Origin of the sequence: Bacillus sp. FDAARGOS_1420, assembly GCF_019344915.1 — a bacterium.
Lineage (GTDB): Bacteria > Bacillota > Bacilli > Bacillales > Bacillaceae_G > Bacillus_A > Bacillus_A mycoides.
Genome location: NZ_JAHWJB010000001.1, coordinates 1,678,156 through 1,696,314, shown reverse-complemented (window position 1 = coordinate 1,696,314; position 18,159 = coordinate 1,678,156). Strand labels below are relative to the sequence as shown.

Here is an 18,159-nt window from a genome sequence, read left to right as displayed (position 1 = left end):
ACATGAATTCTCTTCAGACATGTCGGTTTCTTTGTCTATTCTATATTATTTCTCATACTGCTTCATAATACGAGCTAATTCATCGTCAACAACAGAATTTTTGTTTAAGCTTGCGAATTCATCATCTAACGACTTTTCTTTCTTGTAAATTTCACCGCTTGCTTCTGCTTCAGCCTCTAATTGAAGTGCTTTCTCTTCCATACGGCTTAAACCAGCTTTTGCTGAATTTGAATCAAATCCAGACATCGCCTGATTAATATTCTTTTGTGCTTTCGCTGCATTTACACGTGCAACAAGTGTTTCACGTTTATTTTTCAGCTCTGTTAATTGCTTACGCATTTCTTCTAGCTTAAGACGAAGGTTATCAGCAGCTGCTTTGTTTTGCTCATAGCTCGCTTTATACTCATTCATCTTTTGCTCTGCATTTTGTTTTTCTTCTAAAGCACGGCGCGCAAGATCTAAGTTGCTAGCTTGAACAGCCATATGAGCTTGCTCTTCACGTTTTTTCACAAGTGCTTCTTGCTCTTCAAATAATATTTTGAATTTCTTCTCAAGTGCGATTTGAGCTGCTACACTTTTCTCAGCTTCTTGTACATCCGCTTGCATATCGCGTAAATATTGATCCGTCATCTTAACTGGATCTTCAGCTTTTTCAATTAATGAATACACATTCGACATTGTTAAATCTCTTAATCGTTTAAATACAGACATCCAAACTCCTCCTATGATATACCTCATATTTCAAATTCACTACTTGGAAAATTAAAAATCTCCCTTTTCAGTAAGAATATTCATTTTTACAACCTATGTGTTTATTATAACAAAACTAAGATGTCCTTACATGTTATTTCCAAAATACAGCCAATATAATATGACATTCCAGATATAATATTGTATTCCTACTATATCCTTATTATTTCTGCCTCCAAAATTAACTTATTTTTGCGCGATTTCACTAAATTACATAATTGTAATGTTACTGTAAGCTAACTCGATAGTTACATCTCCATATTTCTTATACACTAATACCAGAAGCAACAGAATAACAAAAAAGCTTCTCATAATGTAAGGATTAATACAAAAACTGTATTTACTATAAAACATATAAAAAGGAGAAATCATCATGAAAAAATTAGTAGGAATCGGGTTAGCAGCAGCAATTTCATTCGGAGCATTATCAGGTTGTTCTTTATTAGGAGAAAAGGCGAACGGCTTAGTATTATACGGAACGGAAGATCAAGTTCAGCAAATCGCAGATAAAAACAAAAAAGATGTAAAAGAAAAAGATGTATATAAAATGAAAGTTGCAACACTTGAAGGTAAAAAAGTACTTGTAATGGATAAGAAAACTGGTGAAGAACTCGTTAAGAAAGAACTACTTAAAAAAGTCGATAAAAATGATGACACAAAAGCAATTGATAAGTTACCAGCTGTAACAGCAGAGCAAGGTGTATTATTTGCAAAAGAGAAAGTTGGAAATGCTACACTTGATGGAGCGAAATTAAAATATGAAGGTAACACAATTATCGGTGACGGCCGTTCTTATGGAGATATGTTTGCCATCGTTGATGACGCAGCATATGGAAATGTAAAAGGTGAAGAAAAATCTGTAGGTATTCTAAAATTTGATAAAGACCCTAGCAAAGAATTACCTGGAGCAAATGGAGTAGAAGCATCACAACTTGTAAAAATTAAAAAGTAAACAAAAAAGCTTTGCGAATTTCGCAAAGCTTTTTTCTATTTCTGAGCAATTTGCTCCATATCTGGACTACAAGTTTGCGATTGACATGACTTACTTAAAGAGCATGCTGCGCATTTGCCTTTTTTACTTCTCTTTACAAAATTAACTAACGTATATGCTGCATAACCAAAAATGATAGCTCCAATTATAATATTGACCATCACCGCGATACATCTCCTTCTAGAATCCGAGTAAGGACCCAACTTGGTATATAATGAGCGTTAATACATAAGCAATAACGAGCGGATAAACGACAGAGAAAACTGTCCATTTCATCGATCCAGTTTCACGTTTAATAACAGCTACTGTCGCTAAGCACGGAACATATAATAAAATAAAGAACATAAATGCATAGGCTGATAGCGCAGTATAATGTGCTCCCATTACATTTCCTAGCACATCTTCTTTAACCGCATAAATAATTGCCATCGTAGAAACGACAACTTCTTTCGCTAAAAATCCTGTTAAAAGGGATGCCGCAGCTTGCCACGTTCCAAAACCGAGCGGTGCAAAAAGTGGTGCGATAAATCCACCAATCATCGCTAAGAAACTGTCTCCCATATCAACACCAAATCCTGATGGACCTGCATAGTTTAATAACCAAATGACAACAGAACCACCGAAGATGAATGTACCCGCTTTACGAACAAATCCTTTACCTTTCTCCCACGTGCTGAGCCATAACGTTTTCGCTTGCGGCACACGGTAAGGTGGTAGTTCAATTACAAAAATAGATTTTTCTGTTTTTAAAATAGTAAGAGACATAATCTTTGTAACGAGTAATGCAAGAACAATCCCTGCGATATATAAAGAGAACACAACAGTCGCCTGACTATGAGGGAAGAAAACTCCCGCAAATAGTGCATATACAGGTAAACGTGCCGAACAAGACATAAACGGTGTTACAAGAACTGTAAGTAACCTTTCTTTTTCTTGTTCAATCGTTCTCGCTGCCATAATACCTGGAACGTTACATCCAAAGCCGATAATCATCGGAATAAATGCTTTTCCGTTTAAACCGAAAAACTCCATAATTCTATCCATAACAACTGCAATTCGTGCCATATATCCTGAGTCTTCTAATAATGAAATGAAGAAGAATAGTGCAAAGATTTGTGGAACGAATACTAATACCGCACCAACGCCAGCAATAATACCTTCTGTAACGAGTGCTTGAATAAAGTCAGAAGCCCCAACACTTGTGAGCCCAGCTGTAACCCAATCAGTAAGTTGTCCGCCAAAAAATCCATCAAGCATATCAGATAAAGGTGTACCAATCCACGTAAACGTAACCTGAAAAATAAAAAACATAACTGCTAAAAAGATTGGAAGTCCTAAAATTTTATGTGTAATTAACCTATCAATTTTTTCTGAAAAAGGAATTTTCCCTTCTTTCTCATGTTGCATAACATTTGTTTTTAACTTTTCAATATACGCTTCACGAGTCTTGTAAATGTGCTCTTCCAACGTACAATCAAGTTTTCCATCTAAACGAGATCGAATGGCTATAAGTTCCTTATAAATTGGTAATGCTTTCATTTCTTTTTCTACTACTTCGTTATTGCTTAAAAATTGAAGGGCTAACCATCTCGGATGCTCATAATTCGCTGTCTCTAAAAGAGCGATTACCTCTCCAATCCCTTCATCCATTTGTACACCATATGAAATAATGAATGGCTTTTTCTCTTTTTGTTTCTCTTCATGAAGAGTAGTAAGTAATTCTTCACAGCCTTTTCCGGTTCTTGCGATGACAGGAACGACTGTTACACCTAATATTTCTGATAGCCGTTTTACATTAATAACAATTCCTCTTTGCTTTGCCACATCAATCATATTTAAACCAATTGAAACGGGCTTACCAAATTCAAGTAATTGCAATGTTAAATGCATATTTCGCTCAAATTGAGAAGAATCCACTATATTTAACATATGATGAAATTCATCTGTTAGTAGAAAATTCGTAACGACACCTTCATCACGTGAAACTGGATTCAAATCATAAACGCCTGGTAAATCAATTAATGTTCCTTGCTTATCTTTTAATTTACCAACCTTCTTTTCTACTGTTACACCGCTCCAGTTTCCTACATATTCATAAGAACCAGTAAGTGCATTAAATAATGATGTTTTCCCTGTATTCGGATTCCCTAGCAAAGCAACCTTATTCACGCTAATTCCACCTTTATCATTTTCGCGTCACAATGACGAATACTAATTAACTGCCCACGACACTCCAATGTACAAGGACCTTTAAACATCGCTTTCTGTTTCAAGCGAAGCTCGCTTCCTTCCGCCAGACCAAAAGCAGCTAATCTACGCTTTAATAACTGATCTAACGACTGAATACTTTTTACTAACACTTTCTCACCAATTTTAATATCTACTAAGCTCATAACCTTCCCCCTCAGAAGAGAATGATAATTATTTTCAAAAAAATTATATCATACTCTATTTCACTTGGACTATATCTTTTTGCTTCATATTTATTAACATTTCAATACAATTATATTTCAATAATTGTCATACAAAGTATATTTGCCATTCTCATCCATTTCACTTACAATAAACAATAACAAAAGAATCTCGTTATCACAGGGGGAGCCTTACCGCTGAGAGGGAACAATTCGTTCCGACCCTTTGAACCTGTTAGTTAATGCTAACGCAGGAATTGTGCAAACGTCCGAAATACACACCTCTTTTTTTATTTACGTATTTCGTATCCTCCTATGATAATGTTCTTTTTTGTGAAACTTGGATTTAGGGGGAGACAACATGCGTAACACCAATTTACAAGCGATGATCGAATCTGCTATTCTTGCAGCCTTCGCCTTGGTCATCGACATTTTACCACTTTCAATCAAAATATCAGCAACAGGCGGTTCCATCTCATTTGCTATGATTCCTATTTTTATTATCGCATACCGCTGGGGCTTCAAAATGGCTTTCTTAGGAGGCTTAATTTGGGGGCTTTTACAAATTGTCGTAGGCGATGCTTACATTCTAACACCAGTTCAAGCATTCATTGAGTACTTCATTGCCTTTGCCTTTATCGGCTTTGCTGGTTTATTCTATCGTCCAATTCAAAAAGCACTTGCCTCAGACAACAGTAATGCAGAGCATTCAAGTTTTGGTAGTCGCAAAGATAAACCAAAACAAAACAAAGGAAAAAAAGCACTCGTTTACATTATCCTTGCCACATTTGTCGGCAGCTTTGCACGCTATTTCTGTCACTTTATTGCTGGTATTATTTTCTTTGGTCAATATGCACCTAAAGGACAATCAGCTGTGCTATATTCATTAATTGTAAACGGCAGTACCATGATCGGTTCTTTCATACTATGTACTGTATTACTAATTCTTTTATTTACAACTTCACCACGCTTATTCAAAAGCATCGGTGCTTATCAAATGAATACACAAAAAAAGGGCGCTTAATTAGCGCTCTTTTTTTTCATATCGTAATATCAATTAAAAATACAATAAATGCACAAAAAAAAATAAATACCATCACACCTAGTAAATTGCTATTCACGGCTAATCTACTCCTTACATAACCTCATTTTCTATCCAAATTATACTGCTCCAAAATAAAGATTAGGTAAAGATAATATGAAAATAAATTAAAAAAGCGTAGCATGCATCATCTACGCTTTTTTCGGTAAGTAAAAGTAAAATAATACACCGTCTTCTGTATTCTTTACTCCATATTCAGAATCGTGTAGTTCTAAAATATTTTTAGAAATAGCTAGCCCAAGCCCCGTTCCACCTTGTGAACGTTGACGAGATGCATCCACGCGATAAAAACGATCCCAAATTTTATCTAATTGCTCTTCTTCAATGTGAGCACCTTTATTTTCAATACATACTTTTATATGATCCTTCCCGTCTATTGTGGAAATAATAATATCTTCTTTTTCTGGTGTATAACGTATCGCATTCGTAATAAAATTCACAATTACTTGTTCAATTCTATTTTGATTCCCAACCACTTCAGCTGGACATATATGCTTGTGCACACCCAGTTCTTTTTTCTCTATCTCCGATGAAAGCTGTTCACATATTTCCTCAATCACTCCATCGATATAGAAAGAATCCATCTTCATGTTGTATGTGCCAGACTCAAATTTAGCTAATTCAAGCATATCCAAAATTAGTATATCCATCTTGTCTACTTCTTTTTCCATCGCCTGAAAATAGTAGTCTTTCTTATGTTCAGCTACCCCATCTTTTAAAATGGAAATACAGCTTTTCATAATACTCAGCGGCGTTTTTAGTTCATGCGATACACCCGCAATAAATTCTTTCCTTGTGTTTTCTAACTTTCTTTCTTTTTCAATATCTTGTTCTAACTGTCCAATATGTGAATGTAGTTTATTAGATAATGTATTAATATTTTGCGATAAATCACCAATTTCATCTTTTGAAGTAATCGGAATTTTTTCTGTGAAATCTAAATGAGCTATTTTCTTCGTTGTATCATTTATTTTTAGTAACGGTTTTGCAATTTGTTTTGAGTAATAAAACGAAGCTAGAAAAATTAGAACGACTACAAATGCTACAATATAGATGTAATAATCTTGCACCATTTGTACAGCCTCATCTACAGGCTGTAAAGAAGCCATCGCATATATATATGTGACTGATCCTGATCCGTCTTTTTCTTTTATCGGTTTGATTAATAATTTATATTTTATATCATTCTTTTCATAGTCCGTTATTTGTGTTGAATACTGTATATGATTACTCTCTTTTAATAATAAATCAGTTTGAAATTCCTTTATTCTATCTAAGAATAAACTATTTTTATAAATTGGATTCACAGGACCTTTTACATCGGGGAACTGTACTTTCGTAACACGTCCTCCTATGTAAGCACCTAATTCCTGAGTAGCTTGTTCCTGAACGACTGGCTTCTTTTCCTTAACAATTGACTCTTGATCAGCTTTCTTTTTTTCCTCATCTGATTTAATCATTTTCTCCTGAAACGCTTTTTCTAACGGTTTATTAGATCCACTTAAATTCTGCTTAGCTAAAGAAAAAGAGAACGGAATAAAACTATCTTCTTTTCTCACTCCAGAAAAATAAATTTCTTGCCCTAAAAACTGCTCTGATAATTTATTATCAATCTCCTCTATATTGACGAGATTACCTAAGGGAATCTTGAATATTTGTTGTCCAAAACTCTTCTGTTGCTTACGGTCAATCGTTACCTCAAAATAAAAATCATCCGCATGTTTTAAATTCCCATACTGGTCTAAAGTCGTAATCCACGTATTATTTTCTCTTAAAAAATCTTGCTCCAGCTTCTGAATTCCTTCTGCATTTCCTACATAATTCAAATAATTCTTCTCAAAGGAATTTAAATTCACTTTAATATCTTCTACTTTTCGGTTCGCATAATATTGTTTGAAAAATATCGTTTGACCAATAAATATCGTCGCTAAAATCAACATACATAGAGCTGTTGTAAGGGTAAATAATTTAAGTACAATCCCTTTTCTCATATGTTCCCCTCGAATTTATAACCGGTTCGCACTACAGTTGTAATGTACTTTGCTTTCTCTCCTAATTTATTTCGCAAATTACGAATATGACTATTAACCGTTCGATCATCGCCAGCAAATTCGTACCCCCAAATTCTTGAAATTAACTGTTCTCTCGTTAAAACAATCCCTTGATTTTTCATGAAATAAGCTAATATTTCAAATTCTGTATGTGTTAAAGTAATGTCTGCCTCATCAACAGTAACAGTACGTGACGGAAAATGAACATGAATGCCATGAATTGATAAAGTATCGTCTTCATTCTCTAAAGGTCTCTTTGTTGCTTTTCTACTTTCCAACAACCTTTTCGCTCTCGCTAATAAAATAGGCGGACTATATGGTTTCGCAACATAATCATCTGCCCCAAGCTCAAACCCAAGTAACGTATCATCTTCATCTACACGTGCCGTCAGCATAATAATTGGAACCCCGGACGTCTTACGAATCCTTCGGCAAACAGACCATCCATCTAGTTCTGGTAACATAATATCAAGTATAACTAAATCGACCTCTTCTTCTTCAAATAAGACTAAAGCTTCTTTTCCATCTCTCGCTTCAAGCACTTTATATTGTTCACTCAAAAAGTAATCCTTTAATATTTCGCGTAAAATATCTTCATCTTCAACAATTAAAATGTTTTTTGACATAATCTATGTCTCCCCCTCTCATTTTAAGTAGCTAGCATTTTGTACTTGATAATTTTATTTTGAATTGCTCGTAATTAACTTTGCCTCGATAATATATCGATCCGGTGCATCCCCTATATAATCAAATGGATAGCAAGTCGTCAGTGTTAATGTCGGTTCTTCTTTTTTTACAATAACAGTGCGATCATCCGCATGTGTAATCCATGTCTTTTGAATTTCGTATGTGTAAATTTTATTATCATACTCCAAAATAAGGTTATCCTTTTCTTTTAACTCTCCTAAATCTGTAAATACAGTATCTCGATGCCCACTCAGTACAGTATGTCCCCCTCCAGATGGTGTTGTCGTTAAATCACTAACAAACATACCGACTCCTTTTTTCAATGTTGCATCATTTGCTCCCCAATATATAGAAAACTTCTTCTTTATTTTCGGTATATTTAACATTGCTACCTTTTCTCCTTCTTTATGCTCGGTTTGAGAAGAAGGTACTTGGGAAGTTACAGGTGTTTCATGTGAAAGTTGATTATCTTGTATATTTTTAAGGCTCTTTATTTCTTCTTTCGTTAATTCTTGAGCAGAGCTTTTTCCTTTATACCATTCCACAGCGTAATACGATCCCATGAATAGCCCTATGGCCATCAATATGATACCGATATAATTGAGTAACTTCATGTTCCATCCCTCCATGCAAAAAATGGCAGGAATAACCTACCATTTTTAATATATGAAATTATCCCATTCTTTATAGAAAAATATTTTATTTACGCCTTAACTTTATTACGACGCTTCAAACCAAATAATGTCCCTATCCCTACAAGACATGCGCTTAGTGCCATCATTGCTACATTATTTGATGCTGTGTTTGGTAATTTTTCACCTTGTACAGCTGGCTTTGCTACTTCCTTTTTCGCTGCATCATTCTTTTGCCCGGCCTTAATTGCTTCTTCTTTTTTTGCAAGAGCTTCCTTTTCTAGAACTTGTGGTGTTACTTCTTTTTTCGCTGTATCATTCTTTTGCCCTGCTTTTATTGCTTCCTCTTTTTTAGCCATATCACTTTTTTCTTGTACTTGTGCCGCTTGCTTTTTCTCTACATCATTTTTTTGCTGTACCTTAATTGCTTCTTCTTTTTTAGCTGCATCTTGCTGCACTTGCGCCGCTTCTTCCTTTGTTAATGTTCCAGTATCCGCACTCGCTACTGAAGAATATCCTACTGTTAAAAGTGCCATCGCACAAATTGGTAATAGTTTTTTTTTCATTTTATTTCTCTCCTTTTATACTTTATTCTAGTAATACATTACGTCGCACCGGATGTATTACTAGAATAAACAAGAGATGTAAATATAAGATGCAGATGAAATGGAATTCTTTTAAAGATTTCATTATAAAAAAAGGTTATCCAAAAATAATCTTTTGGATAACCTTTTTTTATTTAATCTACACTTAAAGCTTTCTTCCCCATTTGGTTATAAATACTTGCAAACCAACTCTTACTCACTTTCACATTTTTCGTTCCATAAAATGGATCATTATAATACACGTAATTATCATCGACACCTGTTAAAACGACCGCATGAGTATTCATTCGTCCATAAATTGTTTTTCCGCCTGGTGTTTTCCACGTTGTAATTGGTCTTGGATTATTTAGTGCTACAGTTACCCAAGTAACAACTGGTTTCCCATTTCGTACATAATCTTCTAGGACTGAGAAATCATTTCCTGTTAAATTCGTTCCTCTTGCATATTTATCTAACAATCTTTTTAATGGTTCTGGATTAATAGAATATCCTGGCGTATTTCCTGTCACATCACCTACAAACCCTACATCTGGATCTCCCCAAATTTGTGATGATGTTTTATAGTTCTTTAATTTTGTTTGATCAAAAGGCATTTCAAACGCAAATGCTACTTTATTTAATGAACGACCAATTTGATGTTCCACAAGCATTTGTAAAGAAACTACTTCACAGCCATTGTGTAATTCTGGGAATTGGTAAATTGATGGTACGTTCAATATCACTTGACTACGATTAACATTGCCTTCATTCACCCATTTCAAACCATTATTAGTTTGTATTTGAATCCAACCGCCTGCTCTTTCACCATACACTTCTACTGTTTGCGGAGAATATTTCCCTGATACGCGCGATACAAAACTAGGGCTGTCATATGCGAAAAATACTTTAGATAAATACTTTGTCTCCTTTTTCGTGTCCAACCATTGGTATCCTGCATATGTACTTATACGAAGCCACGTTCCTCTTTCTTCTACAACAGTTACTGTTTGTGGTCCATAATACGCTAAAACATTCGCAGACCGTGACGGAGCATCATAAGTAGTAAAGTCTCTATCAATCTGTACTTTCTTTTCAGTTAGACACACCCACTTATAGCCTACACTAGTATGAATTTTAATCCAATCGCCTTCTCTTTCTTCAAAAACCGTCACTTCTTGCGGAGTATACTCGCCTGAAATACCAGATGATAATGACGATTCATTATATGTAACGAAGTTTTTCGTTATATTTACTTTCTTCTCAGTTAAGCACACCCACTTAAAACCCAAATCCGTATTAATTTTTATCCATCCACCATCTCTTTCTTCATATACCCTTACTTCTTGTGATGCATATTCATTTGAAATACCTGATGATAATGATGGACTATTATAAGTAAAGAAATTTTTCGTTATATTTACCTTTTTCACTTTTACTTCGCTATCTTTAGATTGATCTGTCACCGCAACAAGTCGAGCTGCCTCAGCACGTGATATCGATTTATCAGGTTGCCACTGTGTTCCATCAATACCACTTGATATACCTAATTCTACTAAAATATTAATGAATTTCTCGCCCCAATGATCTTTCACATCATTAAATAATGTCGGTAATTCTCCATTAACTTTCGAATCTAATTGATATGCTTGTACAAGCATTGTTGCCATTGCCGCTCTTGTCATTTGACCGTACGGATTAAATTTCCCGTTTCCTTCACCTTTAATAACGCCTGCTTTTTCCACCGCTGCAATGTAAGAAGATGCCCAATTATCTTTCGAATCTATAAAGGTCGGCTTGTCCCCTTCTTTAACTTCTAATCCTAAAACTTTAGCCATAATTGTAGCCGCTTCAGCCCTACTTAATACGCTATGCGGTGAAAATGTTCCATCCGGCATTCCTGTAATTACTTTTTTATTCACTAAATAAGTAACAGACTCTTCCGCCCACCCTGGAACATCAGGGAATGATTGTGGTGCTGCTTGTAAATTACTTACTGCCCTCTTTAATTCTACTTCTCTTTTTTCCTGTTCTTCCTTTTGCTTTAATTCAAGCTCTTGTTTTTCTTGCTCTTCTTTTTGCTTTAATTCAAGTTCTTGTTTTGTTTGTTCTTCTTTTTGCTTTAATTCAATTTCTTGTTTTGTTTGTTCTTCTTTTTGCTTTAATTCAAGCTCTTGTTTTGTTTGTTCTTCTTTTTGCTTTAATTCAATTTCTTGCTTTGTTTGTTCTTCTTTTTGCTTTAATTCAATTTCTTGTTTTTCCTGCTCTTCTTTCTGCTTTAACTCTATTTGCTGCTTCTCCAATTGTTGCTGCTTTATTCGTAATTCTTCTTGCTGTTTCTTTAATTCTTCTCTCTTTTGCTTCTCTTTTAATTCATGATTTGTCCCTTCTTGTTTATTCTTTTCGTCTACTTCTAATCGATCCTTCTCTTCAAGCTCTTCCTTCTTTTTTTGTTCCTCTAATTCATTCGAGTTTGTTTCTTCTTGGTTATTCTTTTCATCAATCTTCTTTTCTTTTAGTTCTAACGGATTCTTCTTTTCAAGTTTTTCTTGTTGTTTCTTTAATTCATCTAATTTTTGCTGAACTTCTTCTAATTGTCCTTTATCTTCGCTACCTTGTTTTAGTAACTCTTCTTTTTTCTGTTTTAATTCGTCAACCTTAATAAATAACTCTGCCTGCTGTTTCAAAATATCTTTTCTTTTTTCTAATTCCATTTGTTGCTCTTGTATAACTTCCAATTGTTTTTGCAATTCACTTTGTCTATCACTATGTATGCTCTGTAAAGCTTCTATATTATTTCTTGTTTTATTTTCAATTTCCGCTAGCGAACTAGAAGGAAATGTTAATAGATTTGTTGCCAATAAACTCGCTACTGCAATTACACTATATTTTTTCATCATACACACCTTTTTTAATTTTACTTCCATCATATTTCCTACCATATGCAAAATGTAAGATTCCTTTATAATCATAACAAATCTTTCATACACTAAGGGACTTTTTATGAACAGGAAAGAAGCACCGTATAAATACGATGCTTCTTTCGATGTGTCTCGATATTTATTTGTTACTTTCGCGTGATTGAGAAGTAGGAAGGGCCGGAGTGATAACTAATTGTCTCGGCTCAGTTTTCTTGAAGTGATTTTTGACGTTACACTTACGACATTGAACGACCCATGCTTTAATAGGATTTGTTAAAATAATTTTTTGCCTTTCGTTAGGGGCCTCTTCTTCCAATTTACAACTATCGCTCCACTTACTCCATTTCATTGTAAATTTAGAAGAAGAATGATCGTCTTCTCGATCAAACGTATGCAAAAAATCCATTTCTCCAGCTAGCATTACGGTGTTACTAGTTGCTAAAAAAGAAAAGGTCGTCCAATGTTTCTCCATGCCCTCCTACTCCTTTTTCACATATAGAGTGCCTAAAACTTAATTTACCTAAAATATGCTTACCTTTTACCTTACACTTATAGTTTATCCAAAACACTACTATGCAACTATCGATTTGTCTTACAAATCACCTTACATTTTTGTAAGAAACGAAAAACCTTCACTCTATATACGTGAAGGTTTCTCATTTCTTATCTATAGAATCTTTCATATCATCAAGTTCAGCCTCTTGCAGCTGCGACATCATACCGTGGGAAATTGCGCCTAATACTAAAGTCATTCCAATTAGTGAAATGCGAATTGCAGGTACATCAATTATGTAAGCCAACATACCAAGAACAATTGTTAAAAGCAATGCTTTTATAAATGTTACACTTGTATACTGTTTCTTTTTCATCATAATCACCCTTTTTGGAAGCGTTTTCTTAATATTATCAGTATATCATATCATCAGACTATTTTGTGGGGATTTCTGTAAAAACCTTATATCTTCTTTGACTTTTTTCTTTCTATCCTTTACAGTCGAAATGTTCACAAGTTTTACACTGTAGGAGGATTCAAATGAAAATTGAAATAAAAGACACTTTAATTTCTGAAGAGCAATTACAAGAAAAAGTAAAAGAGCTAGCGCTTCAAATCGAACGTGATTTTGAAGGAGAAGAAATCGTTGTAATCGCTGTATTAAAAGGATCTTTCGTATTCGCTGCTGATTTAATTCGTCATATTAAAAACGAAGTAACTATCGACTTTATCTCTGCATCTAGCTACGGAAATCAAACAGAAACAACTGGAAAAGTAAAACTATTAAAAGATATCGATGTAAACATTACTGGAAAAAACGTAATTGTCGTAGAAGACATTATCGATTCTGGTTTAACACTTCACTTCTTAAAAGATCACTTCTTCATGCATAAACCAAAAGCATTGAAATTCTGTACGTTACTTGATAAACCTGAACGCCGTAAAGTGGACTTAAAAGCTGAGTATTTTGGCTTCCAAATTCCAGACGAATTTATCGTTGGCTACGGTATCGACTGCGCAGAAAAATATCGTAACTTACCATTTATCGCTTCAGTTGTAACGGAATAATATAATAAAATGAAACCTTAATCATTGGGATTTTTGTCCATTCCCAATGATTATTGGCCCGCGAATAGCGGGATCAAATAAGCTTCCATGCATTATTGGTGGAAGTTTTATTTCTACCGTAATTTATAAAAACAAAGGGAGAGATGAAGAATGACAAAGACAAAATTTAAAAAAGTACTCCTCATCGTAAATCCAAAAGCTGGACAAGGCGATTTACATACGAACTTAACAAAAATCGTACCACCACTTGCCGCAGCTTTTCCTGACTTACATATCCTTCATACGAAAAAGCAAGGTGATGCAACAAAATATTGTCAGGAGTTTGCTAGTAAAGTAGATTTAATTATCGTCTTTGGTGGTGATGGAACTGTATTTGAATGCACAAACGGCTTAGCCCCTCTTGAAACTAGACCTACACTTGCAATCATTCCAGGCGGAACTTGCAACGACTTCTCTCGCACACTTGGTGTTCCGCAAAATATTGCAGAAGCAGCGAAACTCATTACAAAAGAACATGTAAAACTAATTGATGTCGCAAAAGCAAACGGACAACACTTTTTAAACTTCTGGGGCATTGGACTCGTATCTGAAGTATCAAACAATATTGATGCAGAAGAGAAAGCAAAGCTTGGTAAAATCGGTTACTACTTAAGTACCATTCGAACTGTCAAAAACGCTGAAACATTCCCAGTAAAAATTACTTACGACGGACAAGTATATGAAGACGAAGCTGTCCTTGTTATGGTTGGAAACGGTGAATATCTTGGTGGTATCCCGTCCTTTATTCCGAACGTGAAATGCGATGACGGAACACTTGATATTTTCGTCGTAAAATCCACAGGCATCCAAGCATTTAAAGATTACATCGGAAAGAAATTATTTGAAGACACAAATGAAAATGATATCTTCCACGTAAAAGCAAAATCCATTCATATTGAAACAGAAGAAGAAAAAGAAGTAGATACAGATGGAGAAAGTTCGCTTCATACACCTTGTCATATTGAACTATTACAAGGGCACTTTACGATGATTTATAATCCTGCGGTTGTGTAATGTAAAAAGACGAGCTAAAGTTTCAACACTTTGGCTCGTCTTTTTTATTAGCAAGGCATTTTGATCTACTCTTTAATTTTTAATATAAATTTTCGTAATCAAACTCCACCCAATTTTTCCAGTGCGTATTAGCATCCTTATCTACAATAACACTTGGATCTTGCTTCTCTATCGCTGCAGCTACTGATTGGAAGAATTCATTTTCACTTACTTTCTCTTCTTCAACATGTTGCCACTCTTCCGTTTCATAAGCTACTTCCCAATCACCTTTTAAACCGAACTCTTCTAAAATTTCTTCTTTATCCCACCATAATAACTTTCTAGCTTCTTCATTAGTAGCGAGCATACGCAGGAAATATGTTGGATAAGACTCTTTCGTTTTCACTTCTATTCCATTATTCGCATAATCTTCTTCTGTAAATTGATATTCAAAATGATGATCGCGAATTTTTAAACTACCGTTATGAATATCCGGTATAAATTCACCTTTATTATCAAATAATTCATAATCTCCATCTTTTACTTGCAAAATACCGTCATCACCAATTGAATGATTCATTCTATCGCCATATACTTGAATATCATTAAATACACCTAATGAACCTACACCGACAATTTGAAACACCATTAACCAATCCTTAGTATCTTTAAAGAAAAGAGAAAATTTCACTTGCGAAATATCCATATATTCATTATCAAAGGCAGGAAATTCATAGTTACTTTGCTTTCTATCTAATAGCTTCAAAATATCTTTTTGCATATGTATCACCTTTTCCTCAATATAAACAAAATTTTTTTTGATTTCACTAGAGTATAACATAGACATACTTGCCTTTTATTTTCTAATAATACTACTAATAAAATAGCAGAAGGGTCTGTTTGCATGGCCTAGTTCTTTTTAGGTACAATGAGGGAAAGAGGCATCCTGATATACAAGGGAGAGGAAAAGCTGTGTTCAACCAACAGTTAGTTAATTTACGCATTGATTTTGCATTTAAACAATTGTTTGGTACGAATGGTAGTGAAGATATTCTAATTGCATTTTTAAATGCCATGTTACAAGATTCTTTAGAATCATCCATCGCTTCTCTACAACTAGAAGATCCGCATTTACACCGTGAACACGCAAATGATAAATTATCAATTCTAGACATTTCAGCTACGTTAAACACAGGGACAAAAGTAAATGTAGAAATACAGCTCAATAATAATCACGATATGATGAAACGCAGTTTATATTATTGGGGAAAATTATACACATCTCAATTACAAAAAGGCATGCCATACAGTGCACTTCGTAAAACCATCACCATTAATTTATTGAACTTCATAATGTTTTTAGATCACAAAGAATTTCATACAATGGGCACATTATAGAATACACAACAACAGAAACTCCTAAGTGACGACATAGAAATTCACATTGTAGAAATCCCAAAGTTAACAGAACAATGGCATGAAGAAAAAGTAAATCCATGGAAAGATCCATTTGTTCGTTGGCTTTTATTACTTTCAGCAAATGAGGATGAACACTTAACTAAAACATTGGAGGATATTGCTATGAACCAAGATCCTATTTTACAAAAAGCGATAAATAAATGGGAACGTATGAGTCAAGATTCTTCTTTCCGACAAGCCTATGAAGCGAGGGAAAAGGTTTTAATGGATGAGGCTGCAAAATTTGCCCACGCAGAGAAAGAAGGAATGAAAAGAGGCATAGAAAAGGGGATGGAAAAAGGGATGAAAAAAGGGATTCAACAAGGAAAAATACAAATGATTAAAGGTATGTATGAACTTGGTATCCCTCTTGAAACGATTTCTCAAGCAAGCAAATTAAGTGTGCATGAGGTTGAGCATATTTTAGGACATAAATAGTAATAAAAAAGAGCTTGAATGGTTTCAAGCTCTTTTTTATTAACTTTCCTCTATTCTTTCAATCTTCCAAACTAAATTATCTGGCTCGTTTTTCTCTAAAAAGGTTAACATCCACACAGTTTTCCCTTTGTCGTTCATCAACATCACTTTATGGTTTAACTTCCAAGCCACGTCACTAATATGATTAAACATTTTATACATATCTTCTTCTCTAATAAGTTTGTCCTTTTTAATTAACCTTCTAGTTCTATACTCCCTTATTTCTAAGTAAATATCAGCATATGTCACTTCATGTTGACAGATTATATTACATACATATTTTTTATTTGGACTACTCTTCTTTATATATACAAGTTCATTTTTATAATCCAAATTCAGTACCTTATTGTATGCTTTTTCTAACATCTCTATATCCCAATCACATTCCACAGCTAAACTCTTCATTTCAGTATGAACGATTTGAAGGGCTAATTCTTTTTTCTCTCTATCTGATAAATATGGAAAATCCTTTACACTCTCATACTCTACAAACACATTCATATATCCAGGAAAAATTCGATATTTCTTCTCCCACTGATTTAATAATGAAATATCATCCACACAGTAAATCAAGATAACTTTTTCATAGTCTGTTCTTAACTTTGACATATGCCGCTCGTATAAAGAAGTAATACAGCTCGTTTCTTAAAAAAAAGATATTTCTTCATAGTTGCTTGAAGATGTTAATTTTAATGTCTCTAAACTACTTATATGCTCTTTTCTTTTTAGAAAACTTAATTGGATATCTCTTATAATTGGCATTTACTCTCTCCTTCTTAATACTACGACTATAAAATATTTTCACTAATATACCTCTTACATACTTGTATATAATTAATGCTCTAACGCCAACTAATCCATTTCAACCCAGCCCATTCCCATAGAGAGCAATAAAAGCCCCACTACAAAAAAGAGCGCACCAACTAAAAAGTAGAACGGTGCTCCGTGCAGCGGATCACAAAATAGCTCTAGAATACTTTGTGCCACTACTGTCCATTTACCTTTTTTTGAATCTTTTTCTTTTATTTCTTTTACAAGCCTATACATACTTAAACCAATAAAAATGATGCCTATCAATAGGCACCCTACTATGATAAGAATTCCCAAATATAGCACTCCATTTAAAATATCCTTGTTATGCACACCTCATTTTAACTAAAAAAACAAAAGAGAACATCATTTTCTCTTTCATTTTTCTGAAATCGCACTGTGATTTTTCAACATAAAAAATCCAAAACCATACAAAGTGATTTTGGATTTAATATAGTTAAAATATTACATTGCATTTCGAACAAAAAGGAGCCGAATTTCCTCTTCTAATTTTCGAATCACATTTTGGACAATATACATATCGTTCTTCTATCTTTTGCCGCTCTATCATATGTAAGGATACTATTCTCATACTACACATAATCCCAATTAATATAAGGCTAACAATGAGTAGCACAACTCTCACTCCTCCCTTCTATATTTTACCATAAAATAATAAAACCGATTCTCTCATC

At 34.1% G+C, this 18,159-nt stretch carries 18 protein-coding genes, 2 pseudogenes and 1 riboswitch; of the genes and pseudogenes, 5 read left to right on the top strand and 15 right to left on the bottom strand.

The window, feature by feature from the left end; all coding sequences use genetic code 11:
* Positions 1-45: 45 nt before the first annotated feature.
* Positions 46-711, bottom strand: a complete 666-nt coding sequence (locus tag I6L50_RS08990) for a PspA/IM30 family protein (protein WP_002015754.1) — start codon at positions 709-711, stop codon at positions 46-48.
* A gap of 412 nt (positions 712-1,123) precedes the next feature.
* Here I6L50_RS08990 and I6L50_RS08985 point away from each other — a divergent pair, with 412 nt between their 5' ends.
* Entirely contained in the window at positions 1,124-1,702 is a 579-nt protein-coding gene (locus I6L50_RS08985; RefSeq protein ID WP_219301148.1) for a lipoprotein BA_5634 family protein, read from the top strand.
* A 35-nt stretch (positions 1,703-1,737) separates the two neighbouring features.
* Here I6L50_RS08985 and I6L50_RS08980 read toward each other — a convergent pair whose 3' ends face one another.
* The 3 genes from I6L50_RS08980 to I6L50_RS08970 are packed head-to-tail and all read right to left on the bottom strand — an operon-like array spanning position 1,738 to position 4,134.
* Complete coding sequence (locus I6L50_RS08980; protein WP_033708410.1) at positions 1,738-1,905, bottom strand: FeoB-associated Cys-rich membrane protein; 168 nt, start codon at positions 1,903-1,905, stop codon at positions 1,738-1,740.
* 16 nt (positions 1,906-1,921) lie between these two features.
* Positions 1,922-3,910 (bottom strand): ferrous iron transport protein B, encoded by a 1,989-nt coding sequence (feoB, locus tag I6L50_RS08975; RefSeq protein WP_219301147.1) that lies wholly within the window; start codon positions 3,908-3,910, stop codon positions 1,922-1,924.
* A complete protein-coding gene (locus I6L50_RS08970; protein WP_000060512.1) occupies positions 3,907-4,134 on the bottom strand; it encodes a FeoA family protein in 228 nt (75 codons plus the stop codon). The genes feoB and I6L50_RS08970 overlap by 4 nt, the downstream gene beginning before the upstream one ends.
* Positions 4,135-4,325: 191 nt before the next feature.
* Positions 4,326-4,427: riboswitch (TPP riboswitch) on the top strand.
* A gap of 86 nt (positions 4,428-4,513) precedes the next feature.
* Between I6L50_RS08970 and thiT the strand changes: the two genes are divergently transcribed.
* Positions 4,514-5,176, top strand: a complete 663-nt coding sequence (gene thiT, locus I6L50_RS08965; protein WP_002138785.1) for an energy-coupled thiamine transporter ThiT — start codon at positions 4,514-4,516, stop codon at positions 5,174-5,176.
* A gap of 209 nt (positions 5,177-5,385) precedes the next feature.
* On the opposite strand, the gene I6L50_RS08960 is transcribed toward thiT, so the two are convergent.
* The 7 genes from I6L50_RS08960 to I6L50_RS08930 all read right to left on the bottom strand — a co-directional run bounded on the left by I6L50_RS08960 (position 5,386) and on the right by I6L50_RS08930 (position 12,998).
* The gene (locus I6L50_RS08960; protein ID WP_219301146.1) at positions 5,386-7,245 is read right to left on the bottom strand and encodes a sensor histidine kinase; all 1,860 of its coding nucleotides are present in this window, start codon (positions 7,243-7,245) and stop codon (positions 5,386-5,388) included.
* Positions 7,242-7,931 carry a response regulator transcription factor gene (locus tag I6L50_RS08955; protein ID WP_002138790.1) on the bottom strand — a complete coding sequence of 230 codons (690 nt, stop codon included), beginning with the start codon at positions 7,929-7,931 and terminating at the stop codon, positions 7,242-7,244. Before I6L50_RS08955 ends, I6L50_RS08960 begins: the two co-directional genes overlap by 4 nt.
* A 54-nt stretch (positions 7,932-7,985) precedes the next feature.
* Positions 7,986-8,606, bottom strand: coding sequence for a class D sortase (locus I6L50_RS08950; protein ID WP_002138791.1), 621 nt, complete (start codon positions 8,604-8,606; stop codon positions 7,986-7,988).
* 89 nt (positions 8,607-8,695) lie between these two features.
* On the bottom strand, positions 8,696-9,190 hold the full coding sequence (locus I6L50_RS08945; RefSeq protein WP_219301145.1) for an LPXTG cell wall anchor domain-containing protein: 495 nt from the start codon (positions 9,188-9,190) through the stop codon (positions 8,696-8,698).
* Positions 9,191-9,363: 173 nt separating this feature from the next.
* Positions 9,364-12,105 (bottom strand): S-layer homology domain-containing protein, encoded by a 2,742-nt coding sequence (locus tag I6L50_RS08940; RefSeq protein ID WP_219301303.1) that lies wholly within the window; start codon positions 12,103-12,105, stop codon positions 9,364-9,366.
* A 160-nt stretch (positions 12,106-12,265) separates the two neighbouring features.
* Positions 12,266-12,598: a hypothetical protein gene (locus tag I6L50_RS08935; RefSeq protein WP_000410947.1), complete on the bottom strand. Its 333-nt coding sequence runs from the start codon at positions 12,596-12,598 to the stop codon at positions 12,266-12,268.
* Between the two features lie 184 nt (positions 12,599-12,782).
* Positions 12,783-12,998: a hypothetical protein gene (locus I6L50_RS08930; RefSeq protein ID WP_219301144.1), complete on the bottom strand. Its 216-nt coding sequence runs from the start codon at positions 12,996-12,998 to the stop codon at positions 12,783-12,785.
* A 161-nt stretch (positions 12,999-13,159) separates the two neighbouring features.
* Here I6L50_RS08930 and hpt point away from each other — a divergent pair, with 161 nt between their 5' ends.
* Positions 13,160-13,687, top strand: coding sequence for a hypoxanthine phosphoribosyltransferase (hpt, locus tag I6L50_RS08925; protein ID WP_219301143.1), 528 nt, complete (start codon positions 13,160-13,162; stop codon positions 13,685-13,687).
* A 150-nt stretch (positions 13,688-13,837) separates the two neighbouring features.
* On the top strand, positions 13,838-14,740 hold the full coding sequence (locus I6L50_RS08920; RefSeq protein ID WP_219301142.1) for a diacylglycerol/lipid kinase family protein: 903 nt from the start codon (positions 13,838-13,840) through the stop codon (positions 14,738-14,740).
* Between the two features lie 79 nt (positions 14,741-14,819).
* Here I6L50_RS08920 and I6L50_RS08915 read toward each other — a convergent pair whose 3' ends face one another.
* On the bottom strand, positions 14,820-15,500 hold the full coding sequence (locus I6L50_RS08915) for a DUF7003 family protein (RefSeq protein ID WP_219301141.1): 681 nt from the start codon (positions 15,498-15,500) through the stop codon (positions 14,820-14,822).
* A 191-nt stretch (positions 15,501-15,691) separates the two neighbouring features.
* Here I6L50_RS08915 and I6L50_RS08910 point away from each other — a divergent pair.
* A pseudogene (locus I6L50_RS08910) lies at positions 15,692-16,615 on the top strand (Rpn family recombination-promoting nuclease/putative transposase).
* Positions 16,616-16,654: 39 nt separating this feature from the next.
* Here the strand turns inward: I6L50_RS08910 and I6L50_RS08905 are convergent.
* The 3 genes and pseudogenes from I6L50_RS08905 to I6L50_RS08895 all read right to left on the bottom strand — a co-directional run bounded on the left by I6L50_RS08905 (position 16,655) and on the right by I6L50_RS08895 (position 18,101).
* A pseudogene (locus I6L50_RS08905) lies at positions 16,655-17,416 on the bottom strand (hypothetical protein).
* 90 nt (positions 17,417-17,506) lie between these two features.
* Positions 17,507-17,761 (bottom strand): hypothetical protein, encoded by a 255-nt coding sequence (locus tag I6L50_RS08900; RefSeq protein WP_219301139.1) that lies wholly within the window; start codon positions 17,759-17,761, stop codon positions 17,507-17,509.
* Positions 17,762-17,921: 160 nt separating this feature from the next.
* Positions 17,922-18,101: a hypothetical protein gene (locus I6L50_RS08895; RefSeq protein ID WP_088040313.1), complete on the bottom strand. Its 180-nt coding sequence runs from the start codon at positions 18,099-18,101 to the stop codon at positions 17,922-17,924.
* Positions 18,102-18,159: the final 58 nt, after the last annotated feature.

Coding starts and splice junctions, on each gene's coding strand:
- I6L50_RS08920 (WP_219301142.1), top strand. CDS start 13,838: ATGACAAAGACAAAATTTAAAAAAGTACTCCTCATCGTAAATCCAAAA.
- I6L50_RS08990 (WP_002015754.1), bottom strand. CDS start 711: ATGTCTGTATTTAAACGATTAAGAGATTTAACAATGTCGAATGTGTAT.
- I6L50_RS08955 (WP_002138790.1), bottom strand. CDS start 7,931: ATGTCAAAAAACATTTTAATTGTTGAAGATGAAGATATTTTACGCGAA.
- I6L50_RS08945 (WP_219301145.1), bottom strand. CDS start 9,190: ATGAAAAAAAAACTATTACCAATTTGTGCGATGGCACTTTTAACAGTA.
- I6L50_RS08985 (WP_219301148.1), top strand. CDS start 1,124: ATGAAAAAATTAGTAGGAATCGGGTTAGCAGCAGCAATTTCATTCGGA.
- thiT (WP_002138785.1), top strand. CDS start 4,514: ATGCGTAACACCAATTTACAAGCGATGATCGAATCTGCTATTCTTGCA.
- I6L50_RS08940 (WP_219301303.1), bottom strand. CDS start 12,105: ATGATGAAAAAATATAGTGTAATTGCAGTAGCGAGTTTATTGGCAACA.
- I6L50_RS08915 (WP_219301141.1), bottom strand. CDS start 15,500: ATGCAAAAAGATATTTTGAAGCTATTAGATAGAAAGCAAAGTAACTAT.
- I6L50_RS08935 (WP_000410947.1), bottom strand. CDS start 12,598: ATGGAGAAACATTGGACGACCTTTTCTTTTTTAGCAACTAGTAACACC.
- I6L50_RS08950 (WP_002138791.1), bottom strand. CDS start 8,606: ATGAAGTTACTCAATTATATCGGTATCATATTGATGGCCATAGGGCTA.
- I6L50_RS08960 (WP_219301146.1), bottom strand. CDS start 7,245: ATGAGAAAAGGGATTGTACTTAAATTATTTACCCTTACAACAGCTCTA.
- hpt (WP_219301143.1), top strand. CDS start 13,160: ATGAAAATTGAAATAAAAGACACTTTAATTTCTGAAGAGCAATTACAA.
- I6L50_RS08930 (WP_219301144.1), bottom strand. CDS start 12,998: ATGATGAAAAAGAAACAGTATACAAGTGTAACATTTATAAAAGCATTG.
- I6L50_RS08970 (WP_000060512.1), bottom strand. CDS start 4,134: ATGAGCTTAGTAGATATTAAAATTGGTGAGAAAGTGTTAGTAAAAAGT.